This is a genomic window from Micromonospora sp. NPDC051006 (assembly GCF_044456245.1).
Taxonomy (GTDB): Bacteria; Actinomycetota; Actinomycetes; order Mycobacteriales; family Micromonosporaceae; genus Micromonospora.
Genome location: NZ_JBITFP010000008.1, coordinates 129,997 through 155,876, shown reverse-complemented (window position 1 = coordinate 155,876; position 25,880 = coordinate 129,997). Strand labels below are relative to the sequence as shown.

At 73.1% G+C, this 25,880-nt stretch carries 23 protein-coding genes and 1 pseudogene; 21 read left to right on the top strand and 3 right to left on the bottom strand.

The genetic code is table 11. The annotated features are described in order from the left end of the window. Positions 1–12 precede the first annotated feature (12 nt). Genes tnpB through ACIBBA_RS15840 form a run of 3 tightly spaced genes read left to right on the top strand, consistent with a single transcriptional unit; the run spans position 13 to position 2,749 of the window. Positions 13–1,392, top strand: coding sequence for an IS607 family element RNA-guided endonuclease TnpB (gene tnpB / locus ACIBBA_RS15850; protein ID WP_396697745.1), 1,380 nt, complete (start codon positions 13–15; stop codon positions 1,390–1,392). A 53-nt stretch (positions 1,393–1,445) separates the two neighbouring features. Then, on the top strand, positions 1,446–2,240 hold the full coding sequence (locus ACIBBA_RS15845; RefSeq protein ID WP_396697921.1) for an SAM-dependent methyltransferase: 795 nt from the start codon (positions 1,446–1,448) through the stop codon (positions 2,238–2,240). A gap of 59 nt (positions 2,241–2,299) precedes the next feature. Next, complete coding sequence (locus ACIBBA_RS15840) at positions 2,300–2,749, top strand: VOC family protein (protein WP_350870322.1); 450 nt, start codon at positions 2,300–2,302, stop codon at positions 2,747–2,749. 42 nt (positions 2,750–2,791) lie between these two features. Here the strand turns inward: ACIBBA_RS15840 and ACIBBA_RS15835 are convergent, their stop codons facing one another. After that, the gene (locus ACIBBA_RS15835) at positions 2,792–3,838 is read right to left on the bottom strand and encodes a LacI family DNA-binding transcriptional regulator (RefSeq protein ID WP_396697743.1); all 1,047 of its coding nucleotides are present in this window, start codon (positions 3,836–3,838) and stop codon (positions 2,792–2,794) included. A gap of 247 nt (positions 3,839–4,085) precedes the next feature. Between ACIBBA_RS15835 and ACIBBA_RS15830 the strand changes: the two genes are divergently transcribed. The 16 genes from ACIBBA_RS15830 (at position 4,086) to ACIBBA_RS15755 (ending at position 20,627) form a co-directional block, all read left to right on the top strand. Beyond that, the gene (locus ACIBBA_RS15830) at positions 4,086–5,147 is read left to right on the top strand and encodes a substrate-binding domain-containing protein (RefSeq protein ID WP_396697741.1); all 1,062 of its coding nucleotides are present in this window, start codon (positions 4,086–4,088) and stop codon (positions 5,145–5,147) included. A gap of 92 nt (positions 5,148–5,239) precedes the next feature. Next, entirely contained in the window at positions 5,240–6,268 is a 1,029-nt protein-coding gene (locus tag ACIBBA_RS15825; RefSeq protein ID WP_396697739.1) for an ABC transporter permease, read from the top strand. After that, positions 6,265–7,152: an ATP-binding cassette domain-containing protein gene (locus ACIBBA_RS15820; protein ID WP_396697737.1), complete on the top strand. Its 888-nt coding sequence runs from the start codon at positions 6,265–6,267 to the stop codon at positions 7,150–7,152. Before ACIBBA_RS15825 ends, ACIBBA_RS15820 begins: the two co-directional genes overlap by 4 nt. Then, complete coding sequence (locus tag ACIBBA_RS15815) at positions 7,149–8,111, top strand: carbohydrate kinase (protein ID WP_396697735.1); 963 nt, start codon at positions 7,149–7,151, stop codon at positions 8,109–8,111. The genes ACIBBA_RS15820 and ACIBBA_RS15815 overlap by 4 nt, the downstream gene beginning before the upstream one ends. Positions 8,112–8,401: 290 nt before the next feature. Continuing rightward, positions 8,402–9,058 carry a phosphatase PAP2 family protein gene (locus tag ACIBBA_RS15810; protein WP_396697733.1) on the top strand — a complete coding sequence of 219 codons (657 nt, stop codon included), beginning with the start codon at positions 8,402–8,404 and terminating at the stop codon, positions 9,056–9,058. Positions 9,059–9,527: 469 nt separating this feature from the next. Further along, a complete protein-coding gene (locus ACIBBA_RS15805) occupies positions 9,528–10,820 on the top strand; it encodes a cytochrome P450 (RefSeq protein ID WP_396697731.1) in 1,293 nt (430 codons plus the stop codon). Positions 10,821–11,090: 270 nt separating this feature from the next. Continuing rightward, complete coding sequence (locus tag ACIBBA_RS15800) at positions 11,091–11,549, top strand: helix-turn-helix transcriptional regulator (RefSeq protein ID WP_396697729.1); 459 nt, start codon at positions 11,091–11,093, stop codon at positions 11,547–11,549. Positions 11,550–11,805: 256 nt separating this feature from the next. Beyond that, complete coding sequence (locus tag ACIBBA_RS15795; RefSeq protein ID WP_396697727.1) at positions 11,806–14,202, top strand: nitrate- and nitrite sensing domain-containing protein; 2,397 nt, start codon at positions 11,806–11,808, stop codon at positions 14,200–14,202. A 17-nt stretch (positions 14,203–14,219) separates the two neighbouring features. Next, complete coding sequence (locus tag ACIBBA_RS15790) at positions 14,220–14,624, top strand: roadblock/LC7 domain-containing protein (RefSeq protein ID WP_350870304.1); 405 nt, start codon at positions 14,220–14,222, stop codon at positions 14,622–14,624. Positions 14,625–14,679: 55 nt separating this feature from the next. Further along, complete coding sequence (locus ACIBBA_RS15785; RefSeq protein WP_396697724.1) at positions 14,680–15,873, top strand: ABC transporter substrate-binding protein; 1,194 nt, start codon at positions 14,680–14,682, stop codon at positions 15,871–15,873. Then, positions 15,870–16,766 carry a branched-chain amino acid ABC transporter permease gene (locus ACIBBA_RS15780; RefSeq protein WP_350870301.1) on the top strand — a complete coding sequence of 299 codons (897 nt, stop codon included), beginning with the start codon at positions 15,870–15,872 and terminating at the stop codon, positions 16,764–16,766. The genes ACIBBA_RS15785 and ACIBBA_RS15780 overlap by 4 nt, the downstream gene beginning before the upstream one ends. Then, positions 16,763–17,788 (top strand): branched-chain amino acid ABC transporter permease, encoded by a 1,026-nt coding sequence (locus ACIBBA_RS15775; RefSeq protein ID WP_396697722.1) that lies wholly within the window; start codon positions 16,763–16,765, stop codon positions 17,786–17,788. Before ACIBBA_RS15780 ends, ACIBBA_RS15775 begins: the two co-directional genes overlap by 4 nt. Further along, positions 17,785–18,528 (top strand): ABC transporter ATP-binding protein, encoded by a 744-nt coding sequence (locus ACIBBA_RS15770; RefSeq protein ID WP_396697720.1) that lies wholly within the window; start codon positions 17,785–17,787, stop codon positions 18,526–18,528. The genes ACIBBA_RS15775 and ACIBBA_RS15770 overlap by 4 nt, the downstream gene beginning before the upstream one ends. Continuing rightward, complete coding sequence (locus ACIBBA_RS15765) at positions 18,528–19,325, top strand: ABC transporter ATP-binding protein (protein ID WP_396697718.1); 798 nt, start codon at positions 18,528–18,530, stop codon at positions 19,323–19,325. The genes ACIBBA_RS15770 and ACIBBA_RS15765 overlap by 1 nt, the downstream gene beginning before the upstream one ends. Before the next feature lie 5 nt (positions 19,326–19,330). Next, the gene (locus ACIBBA_RS15760) at positions 19,331–20,137 is read left to right on the top strand and encodes a methyltransferase domain-containing protein (RefSeq protein WP_350870294.1); all 807 of its coding nucleotides are present in this window, start codon (positions 19,331–19,333) and stop codon (positions 20,135–20,137) included. Between the two features lie 109 nt (positions 20,138–20,246). After that, a complete protein-coding gene (locus ACIBBA_RS15755) occupies positions 20,247–20,627 on the top strand; it encodes a DUF2267 domain-containing protein (RefSeq protein ID WP_396697715.1) in 381 nt (126 codons plus the stop codon). A 413-nt stretch (positions 20,628–21,040) separates the two neighbouring features. On the opposite strand, the pseudogene ACIBBA_RS15750 reads toward ACIBBA_RS15755, so the two are convergent. Continuing rightward, positions 21,041–22,450: pseudogene (locus tag ACIBBA_RS15750) on the bottom strand (hypothetical protein); the annotation flags it as partial. 232 nt (positions 22,451–22,682) lie between these two features. Between ACIBBA_RS15750 and ACIBBA_RS15745 the strand changes: the two are divergent. Continuing rightward, positions 22,683–23,474 (top strand): maleylpyruvate isomerase family mycothiol-dependent enzyme, encoded by a 792-nt coding sequence (locus ACIBBA_RS15745; RefSeq protein WP_396697713.1) that lies wholly within the window; start codon positions 22,683–22,685, stop codon positions 23,472–23,474. A gap of 25 nt (positions 23,475–23,499) precedes the next feature. Here the strand turns inward: ACIBBA_RS15745 and ACIBBA_RS15740 are convergent, their stop codons facing one another. Further along, complete coding sequence (locus tag ACIBBA_RS15740; protein ID WP_396697711.1) at positions 23,500–24,531, bottom strand: LacI family DNA-binding transcriptional regulator; 1,032 nt, start codon at positions 24,529–24,531, stop codon at positions 23,500–23,502. Between the two features lie 138 nt (positions 24,532–24,669). Here ACIBBA_RS15740 and ACIBBA_RS15735 point away from each other — a divergent pair, with 138 nt between their 5' ends. Further along, positions 24,670–25,875, top strand: coding sequence for an amino acid ABC transporter substrate-binding protein (locus ACIBBA_RS15735; RefSeq protein WP_396697709.1), 1,206 nt, complete (start codon positions 24,670–24,672; stop codon positions 25,873–25,875). Positions 25,876–25,880 lie beyond the last annotated feature (5 nt).

Below are 25,880 nucleotides of genomic sequence, written 5' to 3'. Positions count from 1 at the left end.
GAACGGCCTGGCGTGAAGAACATTCAGGCGTACCGGTTCGCGCTTGATTTGACCCCCGCCAAGGAGCGGGCGGTTCTCGCACATGCCGGCGCGGCGCGCTTGGCGTATAACTGGTCCTTGGGCCGCGTGCGAGCGGTCATGGATCAGCGAGCCGCTGAGCGTACCTACGGTGTCGCAGACGATCAGCTGACGCCGTGGGTGTCGTGGTCGCTGCCCTCCTTGCGTAAGGCGTGGAACGTCGCGAAGGGTGAGGTCGCGCCGTGGTGGGCCGAGTGTTCGAAGGAGGCGTTCAACACCGGACTGGACGCCCTCGCCCGCGGCTTGAAGAGCTGGGCCGACTCCCGGTCGGGTACGCGAGCCGGGCGGCGAGTCGGCTTTCCGAGGTTCAAGTCGCGGCGTCGGACGACGCCGAGCGTGCGCTTCACCACCGGAGCCATCCGAGTTGAGCAGGACCGCAAGCATGTCGTGTTGCCACGACTGGGCCGCCTGAAGTTGCACGAGTCCGCCCGAAAACTGGCCCGCCGTCTGGAAGCCGGCACCGCACGGATCATGTCCGCGACCGTTCGTCGCGACGGCGGGCGCTGGTTTGTGGCGTTCTGCGTGGAGGTAGAGCGCGCTGAACGGGTACCGGCCCGGCCAGCGGCGACCGTTGGTGTCGACGTCGGGATCAAGCACCTCGCGGTGTTGTCCACCGGCGAGCTCGTGCCCAACCCGCGCTACCTGGGCGCCGCATCGAGGCATCTGCGCATGCTGGCTCGGCGTGTGTCCCGACGGATCGGCCCGGACCGCCGGACCGGTCAACGGCCGTCGAACCGCTGGAACCGCGCCCAGGCCCGGCTAGGTCGCGCGCATGCCCGGGTTGCTCACCTTCGCCGCGACGGGCTTCACAAGCTCACCACCCATCTCGCCCGCGAGTTCGGCACAGTGGTGGTGGAAGACCTCAACGTTACCGGGATGCTCGCGAACCGGCGGCTGGCCCGCTCCATCGTCGACGCCGGGTTCGCCGAACTGCGCCGGCAGTTGACGTACAAGACAGGGTGGAATGGTGGGCGGCTTGTGGTGGCCGACCGCTGGCATCCATCCTCGAAGACCTGCTCGGGCTGCGGTGCGGTGAAAGCCAAGCTGGCCCTTTCCGAGCGCGAGTACGCGTGCGAGGCGTGCGGCCTGGTCCTGGACCGTGACCTCAACGCCGCGCACAACCTGGCCGCGTTGGCGGCCAGAATCGACACCGCCCGGAGTGGCCCGGTGGCAGGACGTGGAGCCGACCTTAAGACCCGCAGTAGCGGGCCGGTGGCTGTGAAGCGTCAACCCGGCACCGCCCAGGCGGCTTGGACCGGGACCGTCCCACCGCAAGGCGGGACTACCTACCCGACGCTCGTCAGAGCGCTTTGAAGGTAACGGAGACGATCGTGTCGCACCATGGAACCGACACCGCCGACGCGGACATTCCGCCGTCCGGAGTGGACAGCACCGTGCCGCACTCGGCGCGGGTCTACGACTGGTGGCTCGGCGGCAAGGACAACTTCGCCGTCGACCGGGCGATGGGAGCCGCGCTCATCGAGGCGATCCCCACGCTGCGCACCATGGCGAAGGAGAACCGGGGGTTCGTCCACCGGGTCGCCCGCTACCTGGTCCGTGAGGCGGGCATCCGCCAGTTCATCGACATCGGCACCGGCATCCCCACCCGGCCCAACCTGCACGAGGTCGCCCAGGCGGTCGCGCCGGAGACCCGGGTGGTCTACGTCGACAACGACCCGATCGTGCTGGCGCACGCCCGGGCGTTGATGATCAGCACCGAGCAGGGGCGCAGCGAGTACATCCACGCCGACCTGCGCCAGCCGGAGAAGATCCTGGCCGACGCCCGGCTCACCGAGACGCTCGACCTGGACCAGCCGGTGGCGCTCACCCTGATCGCGGTGCTGATGCTGCTGCGGGACAGCGACGACCCGGTTGGCCTGCTGCGTACCCTGATGCAGGCGCTGCCGTCGGGCAGCTACCTGGCGATCACCCACCCGACCCAGGACTTCAACCCGACCGAGATGGCCGCCGCGGTCGCCGCGGCCACGCAGGGGCACATGACGTTGGTGCCGCGGACCCGGGCCGAGGTGGAGCGGTTCTTCGACGGCTGGGACCTGGTCGAGCCGGGCATCGTGCCGGTGATGGCCTGGCAGCCGGAGGACGGCACACCGGCGGACCCGCACGCGGCCTACTACTGGGCCGGCCTCGCCCGGAAACCGTGAGGTGTGCCGGCGCCCCGAACGGGTACGCGCCGCCGGACGAGATCCTCCGGGAGGCGCGGATGGCGATCGAGGCGCCGGACTACTTCCGGCCGGAGAGCGGGATGGTCCTCACCCACCTGCTGATCGTGCGCGACGTGGACCGTTCGCGGGAGTTCTACCGGCGGGTGCTGGGCGCGACGGTGGTGCGCGAACGGCAACCGGCGATCCTGCGGTTCCACAACAGCTACATCGTGATCAACGACGAGGGCGGTCCGACCGACGACAAGCCCACCGTGCGGGCGCAGGCCCCGGCCGACCCGGACACGCTCAGCGGCGCGATGAACATCCGGGTCACCGACGTGCACGCGGTCTACGAGCAGTGGCGCTCCCGGGGCGGGGAGTTCCTCACCGAGCCGAAGGACCACGGTGTGGAGATCCGGTGCTACCTGCGGGACCCGGACGGTTATCTGATCGAACTCGGCCAGGGCACCGGGATCCTGGCCGACCCGGGCGGGACCGCCGGCGACTGAGCGCGCGCTCGTACCGGTCGGCACCTGCGACGACCCGCCAGCTCAGGCGCGATGCGGTCCGGCGATCTCCCCGGACCCGCGGGGGATGAGCCGGGTCGGCACCAGGTGGGTGGTCGGGCGCCACTGCTCGCCGTCGAGCCGCCGGAAGATCAGCGCCGCGGCGACCCGCCCCATCTCGGACGGGCTCTGGGCGATGACGGTGACGGCCGGGTGCAGCAGGTCGGCGAGGGGAAAGTCGTCGAAGCCGACCAGTGCGACGTCCCGGTGCCGGCCGAGCTGCTGCAACGCGCGGATGGCGCCGATGGTGACCAGGTTCTGCGAGGTGAAGAACGCGGTCGGGGGGACGGCGGCGGCGAGCAACCGGCGTACCGCCGCCGCGGACTCCCGCTCGGTGTGCAGGTCGTGCACGATGTGAGCCGGCCGGATGCCGTGGTCGCTGAGCGCCTCCTTGAAACCCTGGAACCGTTGCCGTGCGGTCTGGATGCTCTGCAGGTCGCCGAGGTAGGCGATGTCACGGTGCCCGTGGCGCACCAGGTGGTGCACGGCCGCCGCGGCACCGTCGTGGCCGTCGGCGAGCACCGCGTCGACGGGCAGGCCGATCGGTGGCCGGTCCACGAACACCACCGGTGTGCCGGCGCTGACCTCGCTCATCAGGTAGCTCTGGTTGTCGCTCGCCGGTACGACGACCAGCGCATCGGCCTGCCGCATGGTGAAGGCGCGGATCAGTTCGCGCTCCCGCTGCGGGTTCTCGTCGACGCTGCCGGCGAAGATGAGGACCTCCCGGTCCCGTGCGGCGTCCTCGAGGGCCCGGTGCAGGGCGGCGGAGAACGGGTTGGCGAGATCCTCCAGCACCGCGGCGATCGCCGCCGTCCGGCCGCTGGACCGGCGGAGGCTGCTCGCGGTGAAGTTCGGCCGGTAGTCCAGTTGGGCGATCGCCCGCCGCACGGCGGCCAGCTTCTGCGGGGAGACCCCCGGCTCGCCGTTCACCACCCGGGAGACGGTCTTGGGGCTGACCTTGGCGAGCAGCGCGACGTCGCGGAGGGTGGGTCGGGCCCGCGGGACCATCGGGGTGGGCACCGCAGGGTTCATGTGCCCTCCCTCCATCAGGGACGTCGATGCCGCGTCGTGCTGCGACGCCATGGCCGTCCGGGCATGGTGGCCCGGCTCTGACATCGATGTCAAGAGCGTCCACATGGTTACGTGCGTGTTTCGCAAGAGCTGTCGAGCAGGCATTGACATCGGCGGCAACCATCTGGAAACTGCCGTGACATCGTTGTCGTGCTTGCCCGGCGAGCCGGTCCGGGACTTTTCCTTGGGAGAGAACATGATTCGACGCATGGGACGGTCGGGCGTCCTGCTCGCCGCCGCGCTCGCGGGCGGCATGGCCCTCAGCGCATGCGGTAGCGGTTCGGACGGCGGCTCCGCCGACGGCGGCGTCGCGGTATCGCTGATCACCAAGAACTCCACCAACCCGTTCTTCGTGACCATGCAGGAGGGTGCGAAGAAGGCCGCCACCGCCGAGGGTGTGAAGCTCACCGTCGCGGCCGGCAAGGAGGACGGCGACGAGGCCGGCCAGGTCCAGGCCATCGAGGACGCCATCGCCCGCGGCGACGAGGGCATCCTGATCACCCCGAACGGCCCCGGCGTGAACCCCGCCATCAAGAAGGCCCGCGACGCCGGGCTCTACGTGATCGCGCTGGACACCCCACCCGACCCCGCCGACACCGTGGACATCACCTTCGCCACGGACAACTTCAAGGCCGGCGAACTGATCGGCAAGTGGACGGCCGGCCAGCTCGCCGGCAAGCCGGCGACCATCGCCCTGCTGGACCTGTTCAACGACAAGGTCGTCTCCGTCGACTACAACCGTGACCAGGGCTTCCTCACCGGCATGGGCATCGCCACCGGTGACAAGAAGAAGAACGGCGACGAGGCGAAGACCGGCAGCTACTCGGGCGGCAGCTACACCATCGCCTGCAACGAGCCCACCAACGGCGCCGAGGACGGCGGCCGGACGGCGATGGAGAACTGCCTGAGCCGCAACCCCGACATCAACGTCGTCTACACCATCAACGAGCCGGCCGCCGTCGGCGCGCACAAGGCCCTGCAGGCCGCGGCGAAGGCGCAGGGCGTCCTGATCGTCTCGGTCGACGGCGGCTGTGACGGCGTACGCCAGGTCGCCGGCGGGGTCATCGGCGCGACCTCCCAGCAGTACCCGGTGAAGATGGCCGAGCTGGGCGTCCAGGCGATCAAGAAGATCGCGAACGACGGGCAGAAGCCCGAGGTCTCGGCGGGGCTGGACTTCTTCGACACCGGCGTCGCCCTGGTCACCGACAAGGCGAGCACCGGCGTCGAGAGCATCACCAGCGCCGACGGCGCCCAGCGCTGCTGGGGCTGAGTCAGCCGCCGACGAGGCACCCGGGACGCGCCACCCCGGGTGCCTCGCCCCGGCAGTTCGTCCATCTCCGTCGACAACGGCAGGGAGCCGCCGTGACCACCACGACACCACCGACCACCGCCGCGCAGCAGTTCGCGCTGCGCCGGCACTCGCCACTGCAACGCGTACAGCACCTGCTGCACGCGCACCCGGCGATCAGCCCCTTCCTGGTGCTGGTCATCGCGTTCGTCGTCTTCTCCACGCTCAACCCGCGGTTCGCGTCACCCAACTCGCTCAGTCTCGTGCTCCAGCAGGTCGCCGTCATCGGTGCGCTCGCGGTCGGCCAGACGCTGATCATCCTCACCGCCGGGATCGACCTGTCGGTCGGCGCGATCGTCATCCTGGCCATGATGCTCTCGGCCAAGCTGGCCGAGGGGGAGGGCATCCCGGGCGCTGTCGCGATCGTGCTCGCCATCGCGGTCGGCGCCGCGGCCGGCGCGATCAACGGCGCGCTGGTGACTCGGCTGAAGCTGCCGCCGTTCATCGTCACGCTCGGCGCGCTCAGCGTCTTCACCGCCATCGGCCTGCTCTACTCCGGCGGCCAGAGCGTGCAGGCCACCGATCTGCCCCCGGTGCTCAGCTGGACCGGAGAGTCGATCCCGGTAGGGCCGTTCCGGATCACCACCGGCGTCGTCGCGGTCGTCCTGCTCTACCTCGTGGTCGGCTTCGCGCTGTCCCGCACGGCCTGGGGCCGGCACGTCTACGCGGTGGGCGACGACAAGGAGGCCGCCCGGCTCGCCGGCATCCGGGTCGACCGGGTGCTGCTCAGCGTCTACCTCGTCGCCGGAGCGATCTACGGCATCACCGCCTGGATCCTGATCGGACGCGCCGGCGCGGCCAGCCCCAACGCCATCACCGACGCCAACCTCGAGAGCATCACCGCGGTGGTGATCGGCGGAACCAGCCTCTTCGGCGGGCGCGGCGCGTTGCTCGGCACGCTGCTCGGCGCGCTGATCGTCGGCTTCTTCCGCAGCGGACTGTCGCTCGCCGGCGTCGACGACCAGTACCGCGTGCTCGCCGTCGGTCTCCTGGTGATCCTGGCCGTCGCCGTGGACCAGTGGATCAGGAAGGTGAGGGCATGACCGCGACCATTTCTCCGTCGGCCGGCCACCGCGAGGCGGCCGAGAGCGCGGAGCGCACGCCGGTGCTCTCCGCCCGCGGCCTGGTCAAGACGTTCGGGCGGGTCGTCGGGCTGGACGGGGTGGACCTCGACCTCTACCCCGGCGAGGTGCTCGCCGTGATCGGTGACAACGGCGCCGGCAAGTCGACGTTGATCAAGTGCCTGACCGGCGCGCTCACCCCGGACGCCGGCGAGATCTTCGTCGAGGGCCGGCCGACGGTGTTCAAGCGGCCGCAGGACGCCCGCGAGGCCGGCATCGAGACGGTCTACCAGACCCTGGCCGTCGCGCCGGCGCTGGACGTCGCGAGCAACCTCTTCCTCGGCCGGGAGCGGCGCCGGCCCGGGCTGCTCGGCTCGGTGTTCCGGATGCTCGACCAGAAGGGCATGCGGCGCCAGGCCACCGAGGCGCTCGCCGAACTCGGCATCGGCACCCTGCAGAACGTCACCCAGGCGGTGGAGACCCTCTCCGGCGGTCAGCGCCAGGCGGTCGCGGTGGCGCGTGCCGCCGCGTTCGGCAGCAAGGTGATCGTCCTCGACGAGCCGACCGCGGCGCTCGGCGTCAAGGAGTCCAACCAGGTGCTCAGGATGATCGAGGAGGTCCGGTCCCGCGGGTTGCCGGTCATCCTGATCAGCCACAACATGCCGCACGTGTTCGAGGTCGCCGACCGCATCCACATCCAACGGCTGGGCCGCTGCGCCGGTGTGGTGACACCGGCCTCGCACACCATGCCGGAGGCGGTGGCCATCATGACCGGCGCGGCGACGCTCGACGAAGCGCCGGCGGATGCCCGGCCCGGAGGCGCCGCGGGCGCGACGCCGACGACCGAGGCGGACGAGCAGACGTGATCACGGTCGTCGGTGAGGCCCTCGTGGACCTGATCGGCGTCGCTCCGGCGCCGGTCACCGCCCGACCGGGTGGGAGCCCGGCCAACGTCGCGGTGGCGTTGGCCCGGCTCGGCCATCCCACCACCCTGCTGACCCAGCTGGGTGCCGACGAGCACGGGCGGATGCTGCTCGCGCACCTGCGCGCCAACGACGTACGCCTGGACCCGCGCTCGGTGCGGGACCTGCCGCGGACCAGCGTGGCGCGCACGATGCTGGACCCGGCGGGGCAGGCCAGCTACGACTTCAGCGTCGAGTGGCGGTCCTTCGCGGCGTCGGACGACGACACCGCACCCGTTGGCTCCTGCCTGCACACCGGCTCGCTCGCCGCGGTCCTGGCGCCCGGCGCGGACGACGTTTCGGCGTTGCTGCGGCAGGCGCGCGGGTCGGCGACGATCAGCTTCGACCCGAACTGCCGGCCCTCGCTGATGGGTGACCGCGCGCAGGCGCGGCGGCGGATCGAGACGCTGGTCGGCCTGAGCGACGTGGTCAAGGTCAGCGTCGAGGACCTCGCCTGGCTCCATCCGGGGCTGGCGCACGAGCAGGCGGCCCGCGGTTGGCTGGCCCGGGGGGCCAGCCTGGTGGTGGTGACGCTGGGGGAGCGGGGGGCCTGGGCGTGCACCGGGCGGTACGAGACGAGTGTGCCCGCCCACCCGGTGACGGTGGTCGACACCATCGGCGCCGGCGACGCCTTCACGGCCGGGATGCTCTCCGCGCTCGCCGGGGCGGACCTGCTCGGCGCCGAGCGTCGGTCGGCGCTCGCCGCCGCCGACCGGGCCACCCTCGCCGCCGTGCTCGACCACGCCGCCACGGTCGCCGCCCGTACCTGTGCCCGCCGCGGCGCGGACCCGCCGAGCCGGGCCGAGTTGGCGGCATCGGGCAGCGGCGAGCCGAGTGCCGCCGTGCCCGGCCAGGGGCGCTGACCGCCCGGTGACGGCGTGCCGCCGGGCCGGTACCGGCACGGTGGCCGGACGAGGCTGGACGGGCCGGGCGATGTGCTGTCGCCCGGCCCGTCCGGCGTTGCCGTGCTGGTCGGGAGATCGCCCAGCCCCTGGTCCGGCGGTACCCGAATAGCCGCTGGACGGTCACCCGCGGCCCCCCGCCGTCGTTGCTGTAGGCGCCGGACGTCGGCGGGCGACAGAGCGGAGGGGCCATGCCAGCGGGGAGAGCGTCGCCACGACACGCGCGGGATCGGCCGCCTCGACCGCTGGGCGTGCCCGCCCTGCGGCCGGTGCCGGCCGGCTGGTGGTTCGACGGGCTGCTGCTCGCCGCGCTGGCCGCGCTGACCGCGGCGCTCGTCTGGTGGCCGCCGTTGCTGCGGCTCGACATCATCGTCCGCGACTGGTGTGACCAGCACCGGCCCCGTCCGGTGTGGTGGCTGATGTGGGTCTTCGACCACGTCGGTCAGGGCGGCCTGCTCACCACGGTGACCGTCGGGGTGTCGTTCTGGCTGGCCTGGCGACACCGGACGGTGCGCCCGATCATCCTGGCCGGGTTGGCGCCGATCATCAGCACCCTGTTGATCGTCGGGTTGAAGGCGTGGACGTCACGGGGCGCTCCGCACCACGGCTCGGTGGAGATGTTCAGCGACGGTTGGGAGGAGTACTACCCCTCCGGCCACGTGAGCAACGGCATCGTCTACTACGGGGTGTTGGTGGCGCTGCTCGCGCCCTATCTGGGCGCGGCCGTGCGCCGGGTGGTGCAGTGGTTGCCCGGCGTGCTGGTCTTCATCGGCACGACCTACCTCGGCTGGCACTGGCTGACCGACAGCATCGCCGGATACCTGCTCGGCCTGCTGATCATCCGGTTGCTGCTCCGGGTGCCGTGGCGCACGCTGCCGTTGCCGCGCTGGCTCGACCGGTCCGGCTGATCCGCCCGGTCGACCGGGCCCGGGCAATCGTGGGTCAGCTCATTGCCGCGGTGCCGTCACCCGTGCCGACGGGCGTCGTTTTCCGGGTCGTGGAAAATGTGCGCCCGGATGTCATTCCGGCGGCCCGTCGTGGCCGCTGCCGTCTGGTTCGGCGGCCGTCCCGCCGTCGTTATGGGCCGGCGGTCCGGGTTGGCTCAGGTGGGTCGACGAGGACCCAGGAGCAGCCCGTCTGAACTGCTCATGACGGGATGCGCGGGGCAAGCGCCGGCTCGCAACTTGCATTCCCCGGTGTCGATGCGATCTGCGCCCCACGCAATTCCCGACTCAATTTCCATTGACGTCGGCAAATCTTGACTTGCGTGTGAATTTGGCGCACCGTGAAGTCGCCGCAGCCATTAGGGCGCCATTACCGGCCCGGTGGCCGGACTGGCGAGCCCGGTCCGTCGGCGTAACGTACCAGGAGGCGGTCATGCGGTTGAACCCATGCGACGAGCCCTATCTCACCGACCCGGCCGGCGTCTGGCGACGCATTCTCGACGAACCCGGCGGAGTTCATCACGACCCCGATCTGGGGCTGTGGCTGATCAGCAGCCACGCCCACGTCCGGCGGGCCCTGGCCGACCCGGCGACCTTCGGCAACGCCCTCACCCTCGCGCCCATCTACGACGTCTGTCCGGAGGCGTTGCAGCTGATCATGCAGATCGACGCTCCGCCGACGACCGCCGCCGCCGACCCGCCGGTGCACCCGCGGACCCGTCGGGCCCTGCGGGTGACCTTCGCGAACACCCCGGACCGGGTCGAGCAGCGCTACGGCCCGATCGTCCGCCGCCGGGTCGACGAACTGGTCGCCCGGCTGGTCGCCCGTCAGGGCGAGCAGGTCGACCTCGTCCGGGAATTCAGCACCGAGCTCCCGCTGCTCGTCCTGCTGGACCTGCTCGGGGTGCCGGAGCAGGACATCGGGCGGGTGCGGGACTGGGCCGACGGGCAGATCGCGCTGATCTGGGGGCGCCCGGAACCGGCCGAGCAGGTGCGCCTCGCGGCGAGCCTGCTGGAGTTCTGGCGCTACTGCCAGCGGCTCGTCCAGGCTCGCCTGGACGACGGCCGGTACGGCGACGACTACGTCAGTCTCGCGCTGGAGTACCGCGACGGCGACGACGAGCGGCTGACCGTGACCGAGGTGGCGAGCATCGTCTTCAACCTGCTGGTCGCCGGGCACGAGACGACCGCCGGGCTGTTGGCCCACGCGTTGGACCAGGCGCTCTCGGAGCCGGACCGGTGGCGGGCGATGGTCGAGGAGCCGGCCCGGATCCCGGCCTTCCTGAGCGAGACGCTGCGCTTCGCGCCGGCCATCGACGGCTGGCTGCGGGTCACCCGCCGGCCCGTGACGCTCGGCGAGGTCACCATCCCGGCCGGCGCGCGCTGTCTGCTGCTGATCGGTGCCGCCAACCGGGATCCGGCGGTCTTCGCCCACCCCGACCGGTTCGACCCGGGCCGGCCGGACGCGGCGGATCACCTGTCCTTCGGGCACGGGCCGCATTTCTGCATTGGCGCGGCATTGGCGCGACTGGAGGCGGGGATCGCCCTGGCGCGGCTGACCGCAGCCATTCCGGGGCTGCGGTTAACACCCGACCACCGCCGTTCATACAAGCCGAATGTTGCATTTCGCGCCCACCGTGCCCTGCCGGCGGTCATCGATGTCGAGCCACCGGCCGGCCGCGCGGCGGCTCCGGACTCGACCGGCGCCGAGGTGCCCGCCGCCTGAGGAGCGCCTCGCTCGGCCGCGTTGGCCTGCTCATTCCTCGATCGGGGCGACGGCCGGTCGGCGGCGCCGGCGGCGGCCGGCGCGTGTCGACCGCCACCGGACTGGCCGTTCCTCGGCCGCGGGAATCCGTCCGCGGCAAAGTCCCGCATCTGAGTCACGTCTTCACACCCGTCCGTCCATGGGTTAAGAATTGTCACCTGCGAATGCATAATCATTGCCCGACCTCGATCTGACGCCGCGCCTGCCCGGCGGTGTCGCGAAGGTGAGCACATGGATCGCACGTCCCCGTCGAACGCCGCCCATTCCGGTGCCAGCCACCGGTTTCGGGTCGAGTTGCGAGCCTGGCGCACCCGGCAGGGGCTGACCCAGCGGGCGCTGGCGGAGCGGGTGCGGTTCAGCCGCGAGACGGTCGCCGCCGTCGAGTCCGGTCGCCGCTTCGGCAGTCACGAGTTCGCCGTACGGTGCGACGAGGTGCTGGAGACCGGTGGGTGCCTGGCGGGGCTGTGGCCCCAGGTGGCGGCCGAGCAGTTGGCGGCGGACGGTCGCCGGGGTCCCCGGTTCCTGGGAGCGCCGTCGGATCCGCCGGTGCCGCCGGCCCGACGGGACGCTCGCGACCCGGGCGCGGTCGTGGCGGCGATCGACGAGTTGCGCGAGTTGATCGGCCAGGTGCTCAGCGCGCCGCCGGAGTCGGGCGAGCGCCCGGCCGGGCGCGGCGCCGACCGGTCGTAACCGTCGCCGGCGTCGACCCGGGGCGCGGCCCGCCGGCGATGCTGACTCTGGGTACAGATGCTGGTACGGGCTGTTTGTACCAGCGGTGGGTCTGGTCTGACGGCACGGGTTCCGGCGCAATGAGACGTGCATAAAGCAACGTGCACATAGGCGATCGTCGATTAGCCCGTGGGAGTCAGTCTTGGCGACGAGCACAAGGTCCCACGCGGCCCGACCCTACCCGAGCCGACGACGCGGGTGGAAGATCGCGGCCCGGATGCGGCTCATCGTCGCCGCGCCGCTGGTCGCCGTGATCGGGTTCGCCGGCCTCGCCCTCACCGAGAGCGCCCGCCAGACCACCCGCGCCAGTGACCTCGGCGAGCTGGCCCGCCTCGGCGCCGAGGCCGGCGACCTGGCCCACCGGTTGCAGCGGGAACGCAGCGCCGCCGCCGACCTGCTCAGCCGCGGCGGACCGCCGCAGCAGGACGCCTTCGCCGACGCCACCGCGGCCACCGACGCGGTGACCGCCGGCTACCGCGCCCAGCGCGCCCGGGTGCCGGCCGGTCCCGCCGCGAGCCGGGCGATCCTGACCCGGATCGACGCGACGCTGGACTCGCTCCCGCCGCTGCGCGCCCAGGTCCGCACGGCGGCACACGCCTCGGTCTCGGCGATGACCTTCAGCTACCGGATCGCCATCGCCGACCTGCTCAACCTCCGGGAGAGCGTCACCCTCGGCGTGGTCAACGCCCGCATCGCCGACGGCATCCGCGCCTCGGCCGCGCTGTCGAAGACCGCCGAGGCGGTGGGCCAGCAGCAGGTGGCCGTGCTGCGGGCGGTCGCCGCCGGCGAGCTGACGCCCGCCCTCCAGCAGGACATCACCGCCGCCCGCACCAGCTTCACCGAGTCCAGCCTGTCGTTCCTCGCGCTCGCCCGCCCCGACTGGGGCGTCTGGTGGGAGCAGGCCGGCAGCGGGGAGGCGGCGCTGCTGCTGCAGCGGATGCAGGACGAGGTCTCCCGCACCCGGGCGGGCAGCCGACTCAGCCTCAACGTCGACGCCTGGATCACCGCCACCCAGCAGTGGTCCGGGCGCCTCTCCGACCTGCGTCAGCGGGTCGACGCGGCGGTGCTCGACGACGTCCGGTCCGCGCACGCCGACCAGCGGCGCCGGGCGGCGGCGGAGGCCGCCGCCGTGGTGGTGGCCCTGCTGCTGACCGCCGTGGTGACCTGGGCGGTGGCCCGTCAGATCACCCGCCGGCTGCGTCGACTGCGCGACGCCGCGAACGCGGTCGCCTTCCAGCGGCTGCCGGAGGTGGTGGCCCGGCTGCAACAGCCGGGCAGCAGCGCCGTGGACCCGGACGAGCTGGCCCGGCGGCAGTCCACCGAGGAGCTGGAGCCCTCCAGCGACGACGAGATCGGCGAGCTCGGTCAGGCGTTCAGCGCCGTACACCGGGCGGCCGTGCGCACCGCGGCCGAACAGGCGGTCATGCGGGCCAACACCGCGGACATCTTCATCCACCTCAGCCGACGCGAACAGCGGCTGGTCGACGCGGTGCTGGCCCAGGTCGACCGGGTCGAGCGGGACGAGACCGACCCCGAGCGGCTGGATCAGCTCTACACCCTCGACAACCTGGCCACCCGGATGGGCCGGATCAACGCCAGCCTGCTGGTGCTCGGCGGGGTCGGCGTCGGCCGGGTACGCCAGGAGGACGTCCCGCTGCAGAAGGCGCTCCAGGCGGCGCAGTCGCAGATCGAGCACTACGCGCGGATCCGGCTCGGCATGGTCGACGGTGACGTGGCCGTCGCCGCCGAAGCGGTCGACGAGGTGGTGCACCTGCTCGCCGAGCTGATGGACAACGCCACCGTCTACTCGCCGCCCGGCAGCGAGGCCTGGGTGACCGGCCGCAGCCTCGGTGACCGGGTGATCATCCAGATCAGCGACGAGGGCGTGGGGCTCTCTCCGCAACGGCTGCATCAGCTCAACGAGCTGCTCTCCCGCCCTCCCGCCATCGACGTGGCAGCCGTGCGGGCGATGGGCTTGGTGGTGGTGGGCCAGCTCGCGGTCCGGCTGGGGGTGAACGTCCAGCTGCGCCCCGGTCCCCGGCTCGGCACGATCGCCGAAGCGGCGCTGCCGGCGGCGATGATCCGGCCGCTGCCTCCGGAGGAGTACGTGCTCAGCGCGGCGCGGCCCTCCCGGCGGGCGGCGCGGGCCGCCGCCCCGCCACCGCCGTACGCGCCGCCAACCGTGCCGCAGCCGCGGGCCGGGCGGCCGGCGTCCGACCGGGCGTTGCCCGGGGCCCCGGTGTTCCGCCCGGCCGCCGCGCCGCCCGGGCGGGGCGACGCGCCGACCGAGGAACTGCTCATCTTCCAGCAGGTCAACCACTGGTTCGGCACCGAGCAGCCGGACGCCCAGCCGGCCAACGGGTGGGCCAGCCCGGCCGACGACGCGTGGCGTGCCGCCGCGCAGGTCGCCGCGCCGGAGGTCGTCGCCACCACCACCACCGGGCTGCCCAAGCGGCAGCCGCAGCGGCACCTCGTTCCCGGCGCGGTCACCGTGCCGGCCCCGCCGCCGCGCCCCGAGTACCGCGACCCGGCCCAGGTGGCCAGCGCGATGGCCGCGTACGCCCGCGGCGTGGCCGCCCGCCGCCCCACGCTGACCAACCTCGGCAACCAATGACGCCACAGGGAGTGCACGTGACCGACCACCAGGACCTCGGTTGGCTGCTGGACAGCTTCGCGGAACGCGCGAGCGAGGTCAGCCATGCGATCGCCATCTCCAGCGACGGCCTCATGGTGGCCGCCACCCGCGATCTGCCGGCCGACCGCGCCGACCAGCTCGCGGCGACCGGCAGCGGCCTGGTGAGCCTGCTCCGCGGCGCCGCCGCGTTCTTCGACGCCGGCACGGTGATCTCCAACGTCACCCAGCTCGAGGGCGGGTTCATGTTCTCGATGGCCTTCAACGACGGCGCCTCCCTGCTCGTGCTCGCCTCGCCGCAGTGCGACGTCGGTCAGGTCTCCTACGAGATGACCGAGCTGGCGAACCGCATCGGCGACGCGCTGACCCCGGCCGCAAGGGCCGCCCTCGCCCGCAGCCGCTGACACCCCGGCGACACCCCTCGACGCCGGTCTGCCATCCCCTCTGGAGAGAGAAGACATGTCTGTGACCACCCCTCGGCGCAGCCGCGCCCGCACCGCCGGGCTGCTCGCCCTCGTCCTGTTCGCCGCGACCGCCTGCAACCAGGACGGGTCGGGCGCGAGCGAAACCGGGTCGATCAAGATCGGCCTGCTCGCGTCGCTCTCCGGCACCTACCAGGCGGTCGGCACCGAGATCCGGGACGGCTTCGAGCTCTACCTGTCCACCCACGACGGCAAGCTCGGCGGGCGCACGGTCGACCTCGTCGTCGCCGACGAGGGCAACGGCGCGCCGACCGCGGTGCCCGCCGCGACCAAGCTGCTCAAACAGGACCGGGTGGTCGCGCTCACCGGCATCGTCGGTGGCGGCTCGGTCGCCGCGGTCTACCCGCTGCTCAACGAGACCAAGGTGCCGCTCGTCGGGTCGAACGGTCGCCCGGAGCTCAAGGAGGTCTCCCGGATCTGGCACACCTCCTACCTCTCCGACGAGCCGGGCGCGGCCATCGCCCAGCACGTACGGGACAACGTGAAGGGCTCGGTGTACGCGATCGGCCCGGACTACCAGGGCGGCTGGGACGAGCTGCGCGGCTTCACCGAGGCCTTCGCCAAGGCCGGCGGCACGCTGGCCAACCCGGACGGCAAGACCACCTTCACCCCGTTCCCGGCGACCACCAACTTCACCCCGTACTTCGCCCGGATCAAGGCCTCCGGCGCGAAGGCCGTCTTCACCTTCTACGCCGGCAGCGCGGCGGTCGACTTCGTCAAGCAGTACGCCCAGTCGGAGATCAAGGACCTCCCGCTCTACGCGGCCGGCTTCCTGACCGAGGGCGGGGTGCTCGACGCGCAGGGCGAGGCCGCCCGGGACATCTACTCGGTGCTCAACTACTCGCCCGACCTCGACAACGCCGAGAACCGGGCCTTCGTCGCCGCCTGGAAGGCCAAGCACGACGGCTCGCCGACGACCTACGCCATGGCCTCGTACGACGCCGCGGCGGTGCTCGACCGGGCGATTGGCGCCGCCGGGGACAACCCCACCCCGGAGAGCATCAACCAGGCCATCGGCCAGCTCGGCCAGATCTCGAGTCCGCGCGGCACCTGGCAGTTCTCCACCAGCACGCACTCCCCGGTGCAGAAGTGGTACCTGCGCCAGGTACGCCAGGACGGCCGGGCGCTCTCCAACACCGTCGTCGGTGATCTCGCGACCGTCGGCCAATGAGCGCGGTCGCGGCCGGCGCGTACCGGATCGACCCGTACCTCATCCCGGCGCTGGACGGGGTCGCCTACGGCCTGCTGGTCTTCGTCGCCGCGTCCGGGCTGGTCTTCTGCTTCGGCGTCGCCGGCATCCTCAACCTCGCGCACGGCACGCTCTACGCGATCGGCGGTTACACGGCCGCGGCCGTGCTGGACGGCGGCTGGCCGAGCCTGGCGCTGGCGTTGGGTGTCGGGGTGGCCGCCGCCAGCGCCGCCGGGGTGGCGCTCGCCGGGTTGCTCACCCGGGCCGCCGCGGGCAACCACCTGACCCAGGCGTTGCTCACCTTCGGGGTGGCGCTGGCCGGCGGCAGCCTGCTCGTCTCGGCGTTCGGGCCGGACGACCGACCGGTCAACGTCCCCGCCGCGCTCGACGGGTCGGTGGCGGTCGCGGGCCACCGCTACGCGGCGTACCGGCTGGTGTTCATCGTCGTCGCCGGGCTGCTCGCCGGCCTGCTCTACCTGACCGTGCGCCGCACCCGGGCCGGCATGCTGGTCCGCGCCGCCGTCGACGACCCGGAGATGGTGGCGTGTCTCGGGGTGAGCCCGACCCGGATCCGGATCGGCGTGCTCGCCGCGGCCGGGGCGCTGGCCGGCGCCGCCGGGGTGCTCGGCGCGCCGATCATCGGCCCCGGGCCGGACACCGCCGACACGGTGCTGCTGCTCTCCCTCGTGGTCGTGGTGCTCGGCGGGCTCGGGTCGCTGACCGGCACCCTGCTCGCCGCGCTCGTGGTCGGGGAGATCCAGACCCTGGGGGTCGCGCTCGCCCCGTCGGCCGCGCCCTTCCTGCTCTTCGCCGCCATGGCCGCGGTGCTCGCGGTACGCGCGCGCGGCCTGGCCGCCGCACGGAGGTCGACGTGAGGGACGAGCTGATCCGTCCGCTGCGCGGCGTCGTCGCGGCCGTCGTGCTGGCCGGGCTCGTCGTGGCGCCGTGGACGGTGGACGACTACACCGCGGCGATCCTCGCCCGCACGCTGGCGCTCGGCCTGGTCGGGGTGAGCGTGGCCCTGCTCACCGGGGTCGCCGGCATGCCCACCCTGGGGCAGACCGCACCGTACGCGGCCGGCGCGTACGCCTGCGCGGTGGTCGGCGGGAGCGTCTCCGACGTCGGGGTCGTGCAGCTCGCCGTCGCCGCGGCGGCCGGCGCGGCACTGGCCGCGCTGACCGTTCCGCTCGTGGTGTCGGCGCGCGGCGTGGTCGTCCTGATGATCACTCTGGCGATCGGCGAACTCGTCGTCACCGTGCTCGGCCGGTGGCGGTCGGTCACCGGGGGCACGGACGGGCTCGCCGGCATCGCGCCGGTCCGTCCGTTCTGGGGGCTGCCGGTCCTCGCCGGCGACCGGGCCCGCTACGTGTACACCCTGGTCGTCGTCGCGGTCGTGGTCGGCGCTGTGCTGCTGGTGCTGCGCACCCGGGTCGGCCTGGTGCTGCGGGCCGGCCGCGACGACGAGGCCCGGCTGCGGGCCAGCGGCCACCGGGTCGCCGGGCAGGTCGCCGGTGTGCACATCGCCGCCGGCGCGATCGCCGGTGCCGCCGGCTCGCTGCTCGTGGTCGCCCAGCAGTACATCTCGCCGGCCGACTTCAGCTTCGACACCTCCGCCCTGCTGCTGCTCGGGGTGGTGATCGGCGGCACCGCCTCGGTCGGCGGCGCGCTCGTCGGCGCGACGCTCGTCATCGCGTCGCGGGACTGGCTGTTCGGCATCCTTCCGGGCCAGGCGCCCCTGGTGCTGGGCGCGCTCTTCGTCGCCACCGTCTACCTGCTGCCCGGCGACGGGCGGCGACGGCCACGGCTGCGCGGCCGCCCGCAACCCGGTCGCCCCGGGCCCGACCCGGCGCTGCGGACGGGCCCCGATCCCGCCGCACGGACGGAGGTGCGGACATGACGCCGCTGCTCGCCGCCCGGGCGATCACCGTGCGGTACGGCTCGCTGGCCGCGCTCGACGGCGTCGACCTGCGGATCGACCACGGCCAGCGGCACGCGCTGATCGGCCCCAACGGCGCCGGCAAGACGACCCTGCTCAACGTGATCGCCGGAGCGACCCGGCCGGGCGGCGGTCAGGTCTGGCTCGCCGGCCGGGAGGTCACCCGGCGCGGACCGGCCGTGCGGGCACGCCGCGGCATCGGCCGGATCCACCAGCGCCCCGCCGTCTGGTCGACGCTGAGTGTGACCGAGAACGTGCAGGTCGCCGCGCTGCCGCAGGCACTGCGCCCCGGTCGGTGGCGGCCCGGCGCGGCCCGGCGTGCCGCCCGCCGTACCGCGGAAACGCTGCTCGACCGGGTGGGCCTGACCGACCTGGCCGGGCGGCCCGCCGGCGAGCTCGCGCACGGCCAGCGGCGGCAGCTGGAGATCGCCATGGCGCTGGCCGGCCGGCCCCGCCTGCTGCTGCTCGACGAGCCGGCCGCCGGGCTCTCCGCCACCGAGGTCGGCCGGCTGGTCGACTTCCTCCGTGAGCTGCCCCGCGCGGTCGCCGTCCTGCTGGTCGAGCACCGGCTCGATCTGGTCTACGCGCTCTGCGACACGGTCACCGTGCTGCGCGACGGTCGCACCCTCGCCGCCGGTTCGCCGGACGAGATCCGCGGCTCGGAGCTGGTGCGGCGGGCCTACGCCGAGGGGGTGGCCTGATGCTGCGGGTGGACGGGCTCTGCGCCGGCTACCACGGTGGGACCGTGCTGCACGAGGTGAGCCTGCGGGTGGCGCCCGGCAGCATCCTGGCGGTGGTCGGCCGCAACGGAGCGGGTAAGAGCACCCTGGTGCACACGATCGCCGGGCTGGTCCGCCCGTCCCGGGGTCTCATCGAGATCGGCGGCGTGCAGGTGGCCGGCCGCCAGCCGCACCGGATCGCCCGCTCCGGCGTCGGGCTGGTCCCGCAGGGCCGGCGGGTGTTCTCCCGGCTGACCGTCGCCGAACACCTCGTCCTGGCCGCCGCGCCGTGGCGGGCCGCGACCCCGGGCGGCGAGGGCTGGACGGTGGCCCGGATCCTGGAGCTGCTGCCCCGGCTGGCGGTGCGGCTGCGCCACCGCGGCGACCAGCTCTCCGGCGGTGAGCAGCAGATGCTGGCGATCGCCCGGGCGCTGCTCGGCCAACCGCGGGTGCTGCTGCTCGACGAGCCGTGCGAGGGGCTGGCGCCGGATCTCGCCGCCCGGGTCCGGGAACTCGTCGGCGGCCTGGCCGGCACCGGGCTGACCGTGCTTCTGGTCGAGCAGCAGCTCCAGCACGCCATCGAGGTCGCCGACCGGGTCGCGGTGCTGGAGTACGGCCGGCTCGTCTACGACCGCCCGGCCGCCGAGGCGCGCGCCGACCCGGGCACCCTGGCGGCGATGCTCAGCATCGCCGCCGTCGCCACGCCCCCGGAGCCCCGACCGGTGCCCGGGCTCTGGGCCAACACCCCGCAGGACCCACGACCACGTTCGGAAGGGTGAACACGATGCCGACCGAGACCATCGACAGCGACTACGCATTCGACAACGCCGCCGCGGAGGCGGTGCCCCAGTTGCGCGCGCTGGAGGCGTTCCTGGATCCGATCACCATGCGCCGGCTCGCGCCGCCGGTGCTCACCCCGTCCGCCCGCTGCTGGGAGGTCGGCGCCGGCGGAGGTTCGGTGGCCCGCGGCATGTCCTGGGCGGTCGGCGCCGACGGCCGGGTGCTGGCCACCGACATCGACACCTCGCGCTTGTTCGCCTCGGCCAACCTCGACGTCCGTCGGCACGACGTGCGCACCGAACCGCCGCCGGGGGACGGCTTCGATCTGATCCACGCCCGGCTGGTGCTGCTGCACCTGCCCGAACGTCGGCACATCCTGCGGGCGCTGGCCGGCGCGCTGGCGCCCTGTGGATGGCTGGTGGTCGAGGAGTTCGACTGCACGGCGCCGCTGCGGGTGCTGACCGCCCCGAACGACGACGCGGCGAAGCTCTTCGGCCAGGTCACCGACGCGATGCTGGGCATCCTGCAGGGACACGGCGCCGACCTGGCCTGGGCCCAGGACGTGCACGCCGAGATGACCCTGGCCGGGCTGACCGACGTCGACACCGTCACCCACGCGGAGAGCTGGGCCGGCGGATCGAGCGGGGCGTCGCTGTACGAGACGAACTCGCGGCAACTGGAGTCGGAGCTGCTGGCCGCGGGGTTCTCCGCGGGCCAGCTGGACGCGTTCCGCAAGTTGCTGCGGGATCCGGCGTTCGCGGTGATGTCCTACCAGTTCGTCTCGACCCGTGGCCAGCACCTGCCCGGCTAGCCGCGCCGCCCGGGTGTCCGGGCCGGCCGGGGCGGCGATTACCGCGTTCCGGCCGGCCCCGACGTGCCAGACTCGCAGGTGGTGACGGGTCTGCGGAAGGGACACCAGCGTGCAGTACCAGGAGTTCGTCGCTGCGGTACGACAGCGCGGTGAGTACGGCAGCGCGGCCGAGGCCGAGCAGGTCATCCGTACCGTGCTCGGGGTGCTCGCCGCGCGGCTGACCCCCGACGAGGCGCACGACCTCGCCTCGCAGCTGCCGCAGGGCGTGGCCGAGATCCTCGAGGACCAGAGTCAGCCGACCCTGCGACTGACGGTGCAGGAGTTCCTCCAGCGCATCGCCGCAGGTGTCGGAGCGACCACCCGCACGGCGGAGTGGGACGCCGGCGCGGTGCTCTCCACGGTGGCGGACGCGATCACCTACGGCGAGCTCAACGACGTGATCACCCAGCTGCCGTCCGGCTACGCCTCGCTCTTCGGCACCAGGTCCTGAGCTGACTCGCGCGGTGCGCGCCGCGCCGCCGACTCCGGCCGGCGACGCGGGCGCACCGGCTAGATCTGCTCGGCGGCCACCGGATCGGTCCGTCGTCCGCCGTTGCCGAACATGTCGACCTGCCGTCCGGCGGTTCCGCCCTCGTCGCTGTGCCGGCCGCCCGACCCGAACATGTCGACCCGCCGCTCAGCGGTGCCGATCTCCTCGCCGCGTCGGGCGCCGGTCTCCGCCTCGGCCGCCGACTGACCGCTGGCGTCCGCCTCGTCGGGCCACGGCTCGCCGCTGTCCGCTCGCCGCGCCTCGGCCGTCGCGTCGGCGTGCCGCTCCTCGGCCCTTGCGTCGTCGGCGTGCCGCGCCTCGGCCCGCGCGTCGTCGGCCCGCCGCTCGCCGACCTCCGTGACGTCGGCCGGCCGTTCGTCGGCCGCCGCGACGTCCGCCTGCGCCTCGCCGCCTTCCGCGACGTCGAGCGACCGTTCGTCGGTCGCCACGGCATCGGCCCGCGACTCGCCGGCCTCCGCGTCGCCGGTCGGTCGCTCCGCAGCCGGTCGGGCGGCCACCATCGGGTACTCGGCGGTTGCCCCGCCGCCTGCGGCGGCGGCCATCACCGCGGCCGCCGCGAGGTCGGCGACCCGCTTGGCCTCCCGCTGGACCCGGGCGCGGACGTCCTTGGCGTGCCGCTCGGCCGAGTCGCCCGCCCGACGCGCCGCGTTGAGGCGCTCGACCTCGGCGCCGAGTTCCCGGCGGACCTCGTCGAGGCGCTGCTGCACCTGGTCCAGCTCGCGATCCGCCTCGCCCTGCTCGTGACGCGACTCGGCGAGCTGCTGCCGGGCGGTCGCCAGCTCGGCCTGCAGCTGGGTCACCGCCTGCTGCCGGGCCGCGATCTCCTGCTGCAGGACGGTGAGCTGTTCCTGTTGGGCCGTGTTCTGCTCGTCCGCGCGCTGGCGCACCTCGGTGGCGTACTGCTGCGCCTCGGCGATGAGCGAGCCGATCGTCTGCTCCGCCGCGTTGCGCTGGCCGGCGATCTCCCGTTCGGCGGCCGCCCGCTGCTCGGCAAGGTCCTGCTCGGCGGCGGTCCGCCGTTCGGTGATGTCCCGCTCGATGTTGGCCTGCCACTGGGCCAGCTCCTGCTGGCTCTTGCTCCGGGCCGCCTGCAGCTCCTGCTGGATCTGGGTGCGCGCGGCCCGGGTCAGCGCCTCGGAGGCCGCCCGCGCCTGCTCGATCTGCTGGGCGCTCTGTTCGCTGATCCGCTTCGCCTCCTGGCGGGCGCGGTCGTGGGCGGCCTCGCCGTCAGCCCGCAGCTTCTCCGCCGCCTCGCGGATCTCGGCGAGTTCGGCCTCGGCCGCGGCGCGGCGCTCCTCCTGCTCCTGCTGCTGCTCGGCGCGCCGCGAGGACAGCTCGTCCTCCAGATCGCGCAGCGCCCGGGCGGTCCGCTCCCGGGTTTCGAGCACCGTCTGCTCCGCCTCCGCGTGCAGATCGCCGGCGAGCTGCGCGGCGGTCTCGGTGATCACCGCCGCCTGCTTCTCGGCCAACGCGAGGATCTCGTCGACCATCGGGCCGAGATCGCGGAACGTCGCCCGGTCCGGCCGGCTGGGGCGCTGACGCAGCTCGGTCAGCTCGCCGTGCAGCTGCTGGAGCTGCCCGGTCAGTTCCCGGGCGTGGCCGGTCATCCGGTCCCGCTCGGTGGTCAACGCCGTGAGCTGGCCGCCGAGCTGCTCGATGTACCGGTCGACCTGCCGTTTGTCGTAGCCCCGCAGGGTCAGTTCGAAGCTGGGTCGCGAGCTGCCGTCCTCGCGTACCGTGAACGGCTCTTCGCCGTTGGACATGCGCCATCCTCCGTACGATCCCGAGCGCCCTGCCCCCCGCGGGCCGTGGTGTCGCGCAACGCTACCGCCGCCCCGATCGAGCCCGTCGTCCCGGCCCGGTGCCGGCCCGCCACGCCGTGCCCGGAGTCGGCGTGCCGACCGCCCCGGTGGGGGCATGATGGGTGCCGGCGCCGTTCACCAGTCGGCTCTCGCATGGGGAGCGTGCCGGCGCCGACCGGCCGACAGGAGAATCATGTCCTCGATCGCGGACCAGACGATAGCCGCCCTGCGATCCGGGCACGAGGCGCTCGCCGCCCTCGTCCGGAAGCTCGGCCCGGACGACCTGCTCCGGCCCTCCGGCGCCAGCGATTGGCAGGTGTCGCAGGTGCTCAGCCACCTCGGCAGCGGAGCGGAGATCAACCTGGCGGCGCTACGGGCCGCGCAGGCCGGTGACCCGGCGCCGGGGGGTGACTTCAACCCCGGCGTGTGGGCGCGGTGGGACGCGATGCCGCCCGAGGAGCACGCCGCCGGTTTCCTCGAGGCCAACGAGCGGCTTGTCGCGGCGTACGAGGCGCTGGACCAGAGCGCCCGGGCCGACCTGCGCATCGACCTCGGCTTCCTGCCCGAGCCGGTGGACGTCGCCACCGCGGGCCGGATGCGGCTCAGCGAGTTCGCCCTGCACCGCTGGGACGTGGAGGTCGGCTTCGACCCGGCTGCCACGGTCGCGGCCGACGCCGTGCCGTTGCTGCTCGAGCAGGTGGGCGCGATGCTCGCCTGGACCGGCCGGCCGGACGTGCTCGCCGGCCGGCAGGCCGTGCTGGCGGTGCGACTGCAGGACCCGGAGCGGTCGTACGGTCTGCGGCTGGGCGAGCGACTGGAGCTGACCGAGGTGCCGCAGCAGCCGGACGGCGAGCTGACGGCGCCGGCCGAGGCGTGGTTGCGCCTCACGGTCGGGCGGCTCGGGCCGCAGTACACGCCGGACAGTGTGCGGGTGACCGGCGCGGTCAGCCTGGACGAGCTGCGCGGGGTCTTCCCCGGCTTCTGAGCCACGTGGTCGGCCCCGCGCGCGTTCAGGCGGGCGCGGGGCCGGTGGAGTCGCGCACCACGAGGGTGTGGCCGGTGGAGCGGCGGCGCGGCCGGGTGGACCGGGGCTTCAGCGCGAGCGCGAGCGCCATCCGCCCCATGTCGGTCATCGGCAGCCGGATGGTGGTGAGGCTGGGCGCCAGGTCGGCGGCGACCGACACGTCGTCGAAGCCGACCACCGACATCCGCTCCGGCACGGAGATGCGGTGCGCGCGCAGGACCGCCAGCACACCCATCGCCATCGCGTCGTTGAGGGCGATGATGGCGGTCGTCTCCGGGTGGTCGCAGAGGATCTGCTCGGCGGCGACCCGGCCCCCCTCGCGAGTGAAGTCGGTGTGCACGACCGGGAGGTCGGCGAGGTCCAGACCGTGGCACTGCAACGCCGACGCGACCCCGGCCAGGCGGTCGGTGACCGTGGTGAGCCCGGCCGTGCCGGCCGCGACGGCGATCCGGCGGTGCCCCAGCGCGAGCAGGTGCTCCCCGAGCGCCCGCCCACCGGCCTCGTTCTCGGGCAGCACGGCGTCGGCGCCGAGGGAGTGCCGCCCGATGACGGCGACCCGCCCGCCGAGGTTCTGGTAGGCCGACAGCTCCGCCTTGGTCTCGGCCTCGACCCGGGGATCGGTGTAGCCGGAGCCGGCGACGAGGATGATGCCGACCCGCTGCGCGATGAGGTGCCGGATCTGGCGCAGCTCGAAGCCGGGGTCACGCCCGGAGTGGCAGATCTGCACGAGCAGCCCCTGGTCGGCGGCGACCTGGATGACCCCGCCGGCGATCTCGGAGAAGTAGGGGTCGTCCACCTGGTGCACCACCAGCCCCACTGTGGAGCTCGCCCCGCCGGCCAGGGTGCGGGCGTAGGGGTTGGCCACGTAGCCCAGCTCCTGGGAGACCCGGCGGACCCGGTCGGCCACCTCCTCGCTGACGCCGTCGCGGCCGGCCAGGGCGCGCGAGGCGGTCGCCAGCGACACTCCGGCCCGTTCGGCGACGTCGACGAGGCGCAACCTCGAGCCAGGCTTGGGCATCGGTAACTCTCCTGAAACATGGATGCTGGCGAGTATTGCCAGTGACGTAGCACACAGCCTAGAGTACGAAAGCGCTTTCGTAAGCGCTTCCAGCCCGGTGCAAAGGAGCGTCCGAGGATGTCCACCCGGTTGACAAAGATGAGATGGGCAACGGCATTCGGCGCGACGATGGCCCTCGCGCTCTCCGGTTGCAGTGGGGGAGACGACGGGGGCTCGTCCTCCGGCGACGACCCGATCGTGGTCGGCATCTCGCTGCCGTTGACCGGCGACTTCTCCGAGCCCGGTAAGGGTGTGCAGCGCGGCTACCAGGCCTGGGAGAAGATCGTCAACGACAACGGCGGCCTGTTGGGCCGCAAGGTCCAGCTGAAGATCCTCGATGACCAGTCCAACGCCGATCGCGTCGTCTCCGACTACGAGCAGCTGATCGGCCAGGACCAGGTCGACGTCGTCGTCGGTCCCTTCTCGACCCGCCTCGTCGTGCCGGCCGCCCGGGTCGCCGAGGAGTACGGCATGTTGTTCGTCGAGCCGGCGGGCGCGGCGAAGGAGGTCTTCGAGCAGGGCTTCAAGAACCTGTTCTACGCCGCCCCCGCGGTGGCGAACGACCACTACAACCACCTCGCGGAGTACATCCTGGCGCTGCCGGCCGGCCAGCGGCCCACCACGGCCGCCTACGCCGCGATGGACGACCCGTTCGCCCAGGGCACCGCGTACGGCCTGAAGGAGAAGCTGGAGCAGGCCGGCGTGCGCACCGTGGTCAACGAGGTCTACCCGCCGAACACCACCGACTTCAGCGGTATCGCCGCGAAGATCGCCTCGTCCCGGGCGGACATCGTGGTCGGCGGCTCCCAGTACCAGGACGGCGTCAACCTGATCGTCGCCCTCCAACAGCTGGCCTACCAGCCGAAGCTGGCCGCCTTCTCCACGGCGCCGACCAGCCCCGAGTTCGCCGCCGCCATCGGCAACAAGACCGAGGGCATCCTCTCGCCCACCGGCTACACCCAGAAGGCGCCCTACCCGAGCAACGTCGAGTTCGTGCAGAAGTACACCGCCCAGTTCGGCTCCCCGCCGGAGGAGGACGAGGCGAACGCCTACACCACCGGCCAGGTCGTCGCGGCGGCGATCACCGCGGTGGGCTGCGCGGAGCAGGGCGAGTGCCAGCAGAAGCTGATCGACTGGGTCCGGGGCAACAAGGTGGAGACCGTGGTCGGCCCGCTCACCTGGGACGCCACCGGCAAGCCGCAGGGCGCGCACATGATCCAGCAGTGGGTCAAGGGGGAGATCCAGATCGTGCTCCCCGCCGACGCCAAGGAGGCGGACATCGTCTACCCCAAGCCGGCCTGGTAGGCACC

Excerpts from the sequence above, each read along its gene's own strand:
- ACIBBA_RS15840 (WP_350870322.1), top strand. The coding sequence starts at position 2,300 with ATGGCGATCGAGGCGCCGGACTACTTCCGGCCGGAGAGCGGGATGGTC.
- ACIBBA_RS15835 (WP_396697743.1), bottom strand. The coding sequence starts at position 3,838 with ATGAACCCTGCGGTGCCCACCCCGATGGTCCCGCGGGCCCGACCCACC.
- ACIBBA_RS15830 (WP_396697741.1), top strand. The coding sequence starts at position 4,086 with ATGGGACGGTCGGGCGTCCTGCTCGCCGCCGCGCTCGCGGGCGGCATG.
- ACIBBA_RS15820 (WP_396697737.1), top strand. The coding sequence starts at position 6,265 with ATGACCGCGACCATTTCTCCGTCGGCCGGCCACCGCGAGGCGGCCGAG.
- ACIBBA_RS15805 (WP_396697731.1), top strand. The coding sequence starts at position 9,528 with ATGCGGTTGAACCCATGCGACGAGCCCTATCTCACCGACCCGGCCGGC.
- ACIBBA_RS15800 (WP_396697729.1), top strand. The coding sequence starts at position 11,091 with ATGGATCGCACGTCCCCGTCGAACGCCGCCCATTCCGGTGCCAGCCAC.
- ACIBBA_RS15795 (WP_396697727.1), top strand. The coding sequence starts at position 11,806 with ATGCGGCTCATCGTCGCCGCGCCGCTGGTCGCCGTGATCGGGTTCGCC.
- ACIBBA_RS15785 (WP_396697724.1), top strand. The coding sequence starts at position 14,680 with ATGTCTGTGACCACCCCTCGGCGCAGCCGCGCCCGCACCGCCGGGCTG.
- ACIBBA_RS15780 (WP_350870301.1), top strand. The coding sequence starts at position 15,870 with ATGAGCGCGGTCGCGGCCGGCGCGTACCGGATCGACCCGTACCTCATC.
- ACIBBA_RS15770 (WP_396697720.1), top strand. The coding sequence starts at position 17,785 with ATGACGCCGCTGCTCGCCGCCCGGGCGATCACCGTGCGGTACGGCTCG.
- ACIBBA_RS15765 (WP_396697718.1), top strand. The coding sequence starts at position 18,528 with ATGCTGCGGGTGGACGGGCTCTGCGCCGGCTACCACGGTGGGACCGTG.
- ACIBBA_RS15760 (WP_350870294.1), top strand. The coding sequence starts at position 19,331 with ATGCCGACCGAGACCATCGACAGCGACTACGCATTCGACAACGCCGCC.
- ACIBBA_RS15745 (WP_396697713.1), top strand. The coding sequence starts at position 22,683 with ATGTCCTCGATCGCGGACCAGACGATAGCCGCCCTGCGATCCGGGCAC.
- ACIBBA_RS15740 (WP_396697711.1), bottom strand. The coding sequence starts at position 24,531 with ATGCCCAAGCCTGGCTCGAGGTTGCGCCTCGTCGACGTCGCCGAACGG.
- ACIBBA_RS15735 (WP_396697709.1), top strand. The coding sequence starts at position 24,670 with ATGAGATGGGCAACGGCATTCGGCGCGACGATGGCCCTCGCGCTCTCC.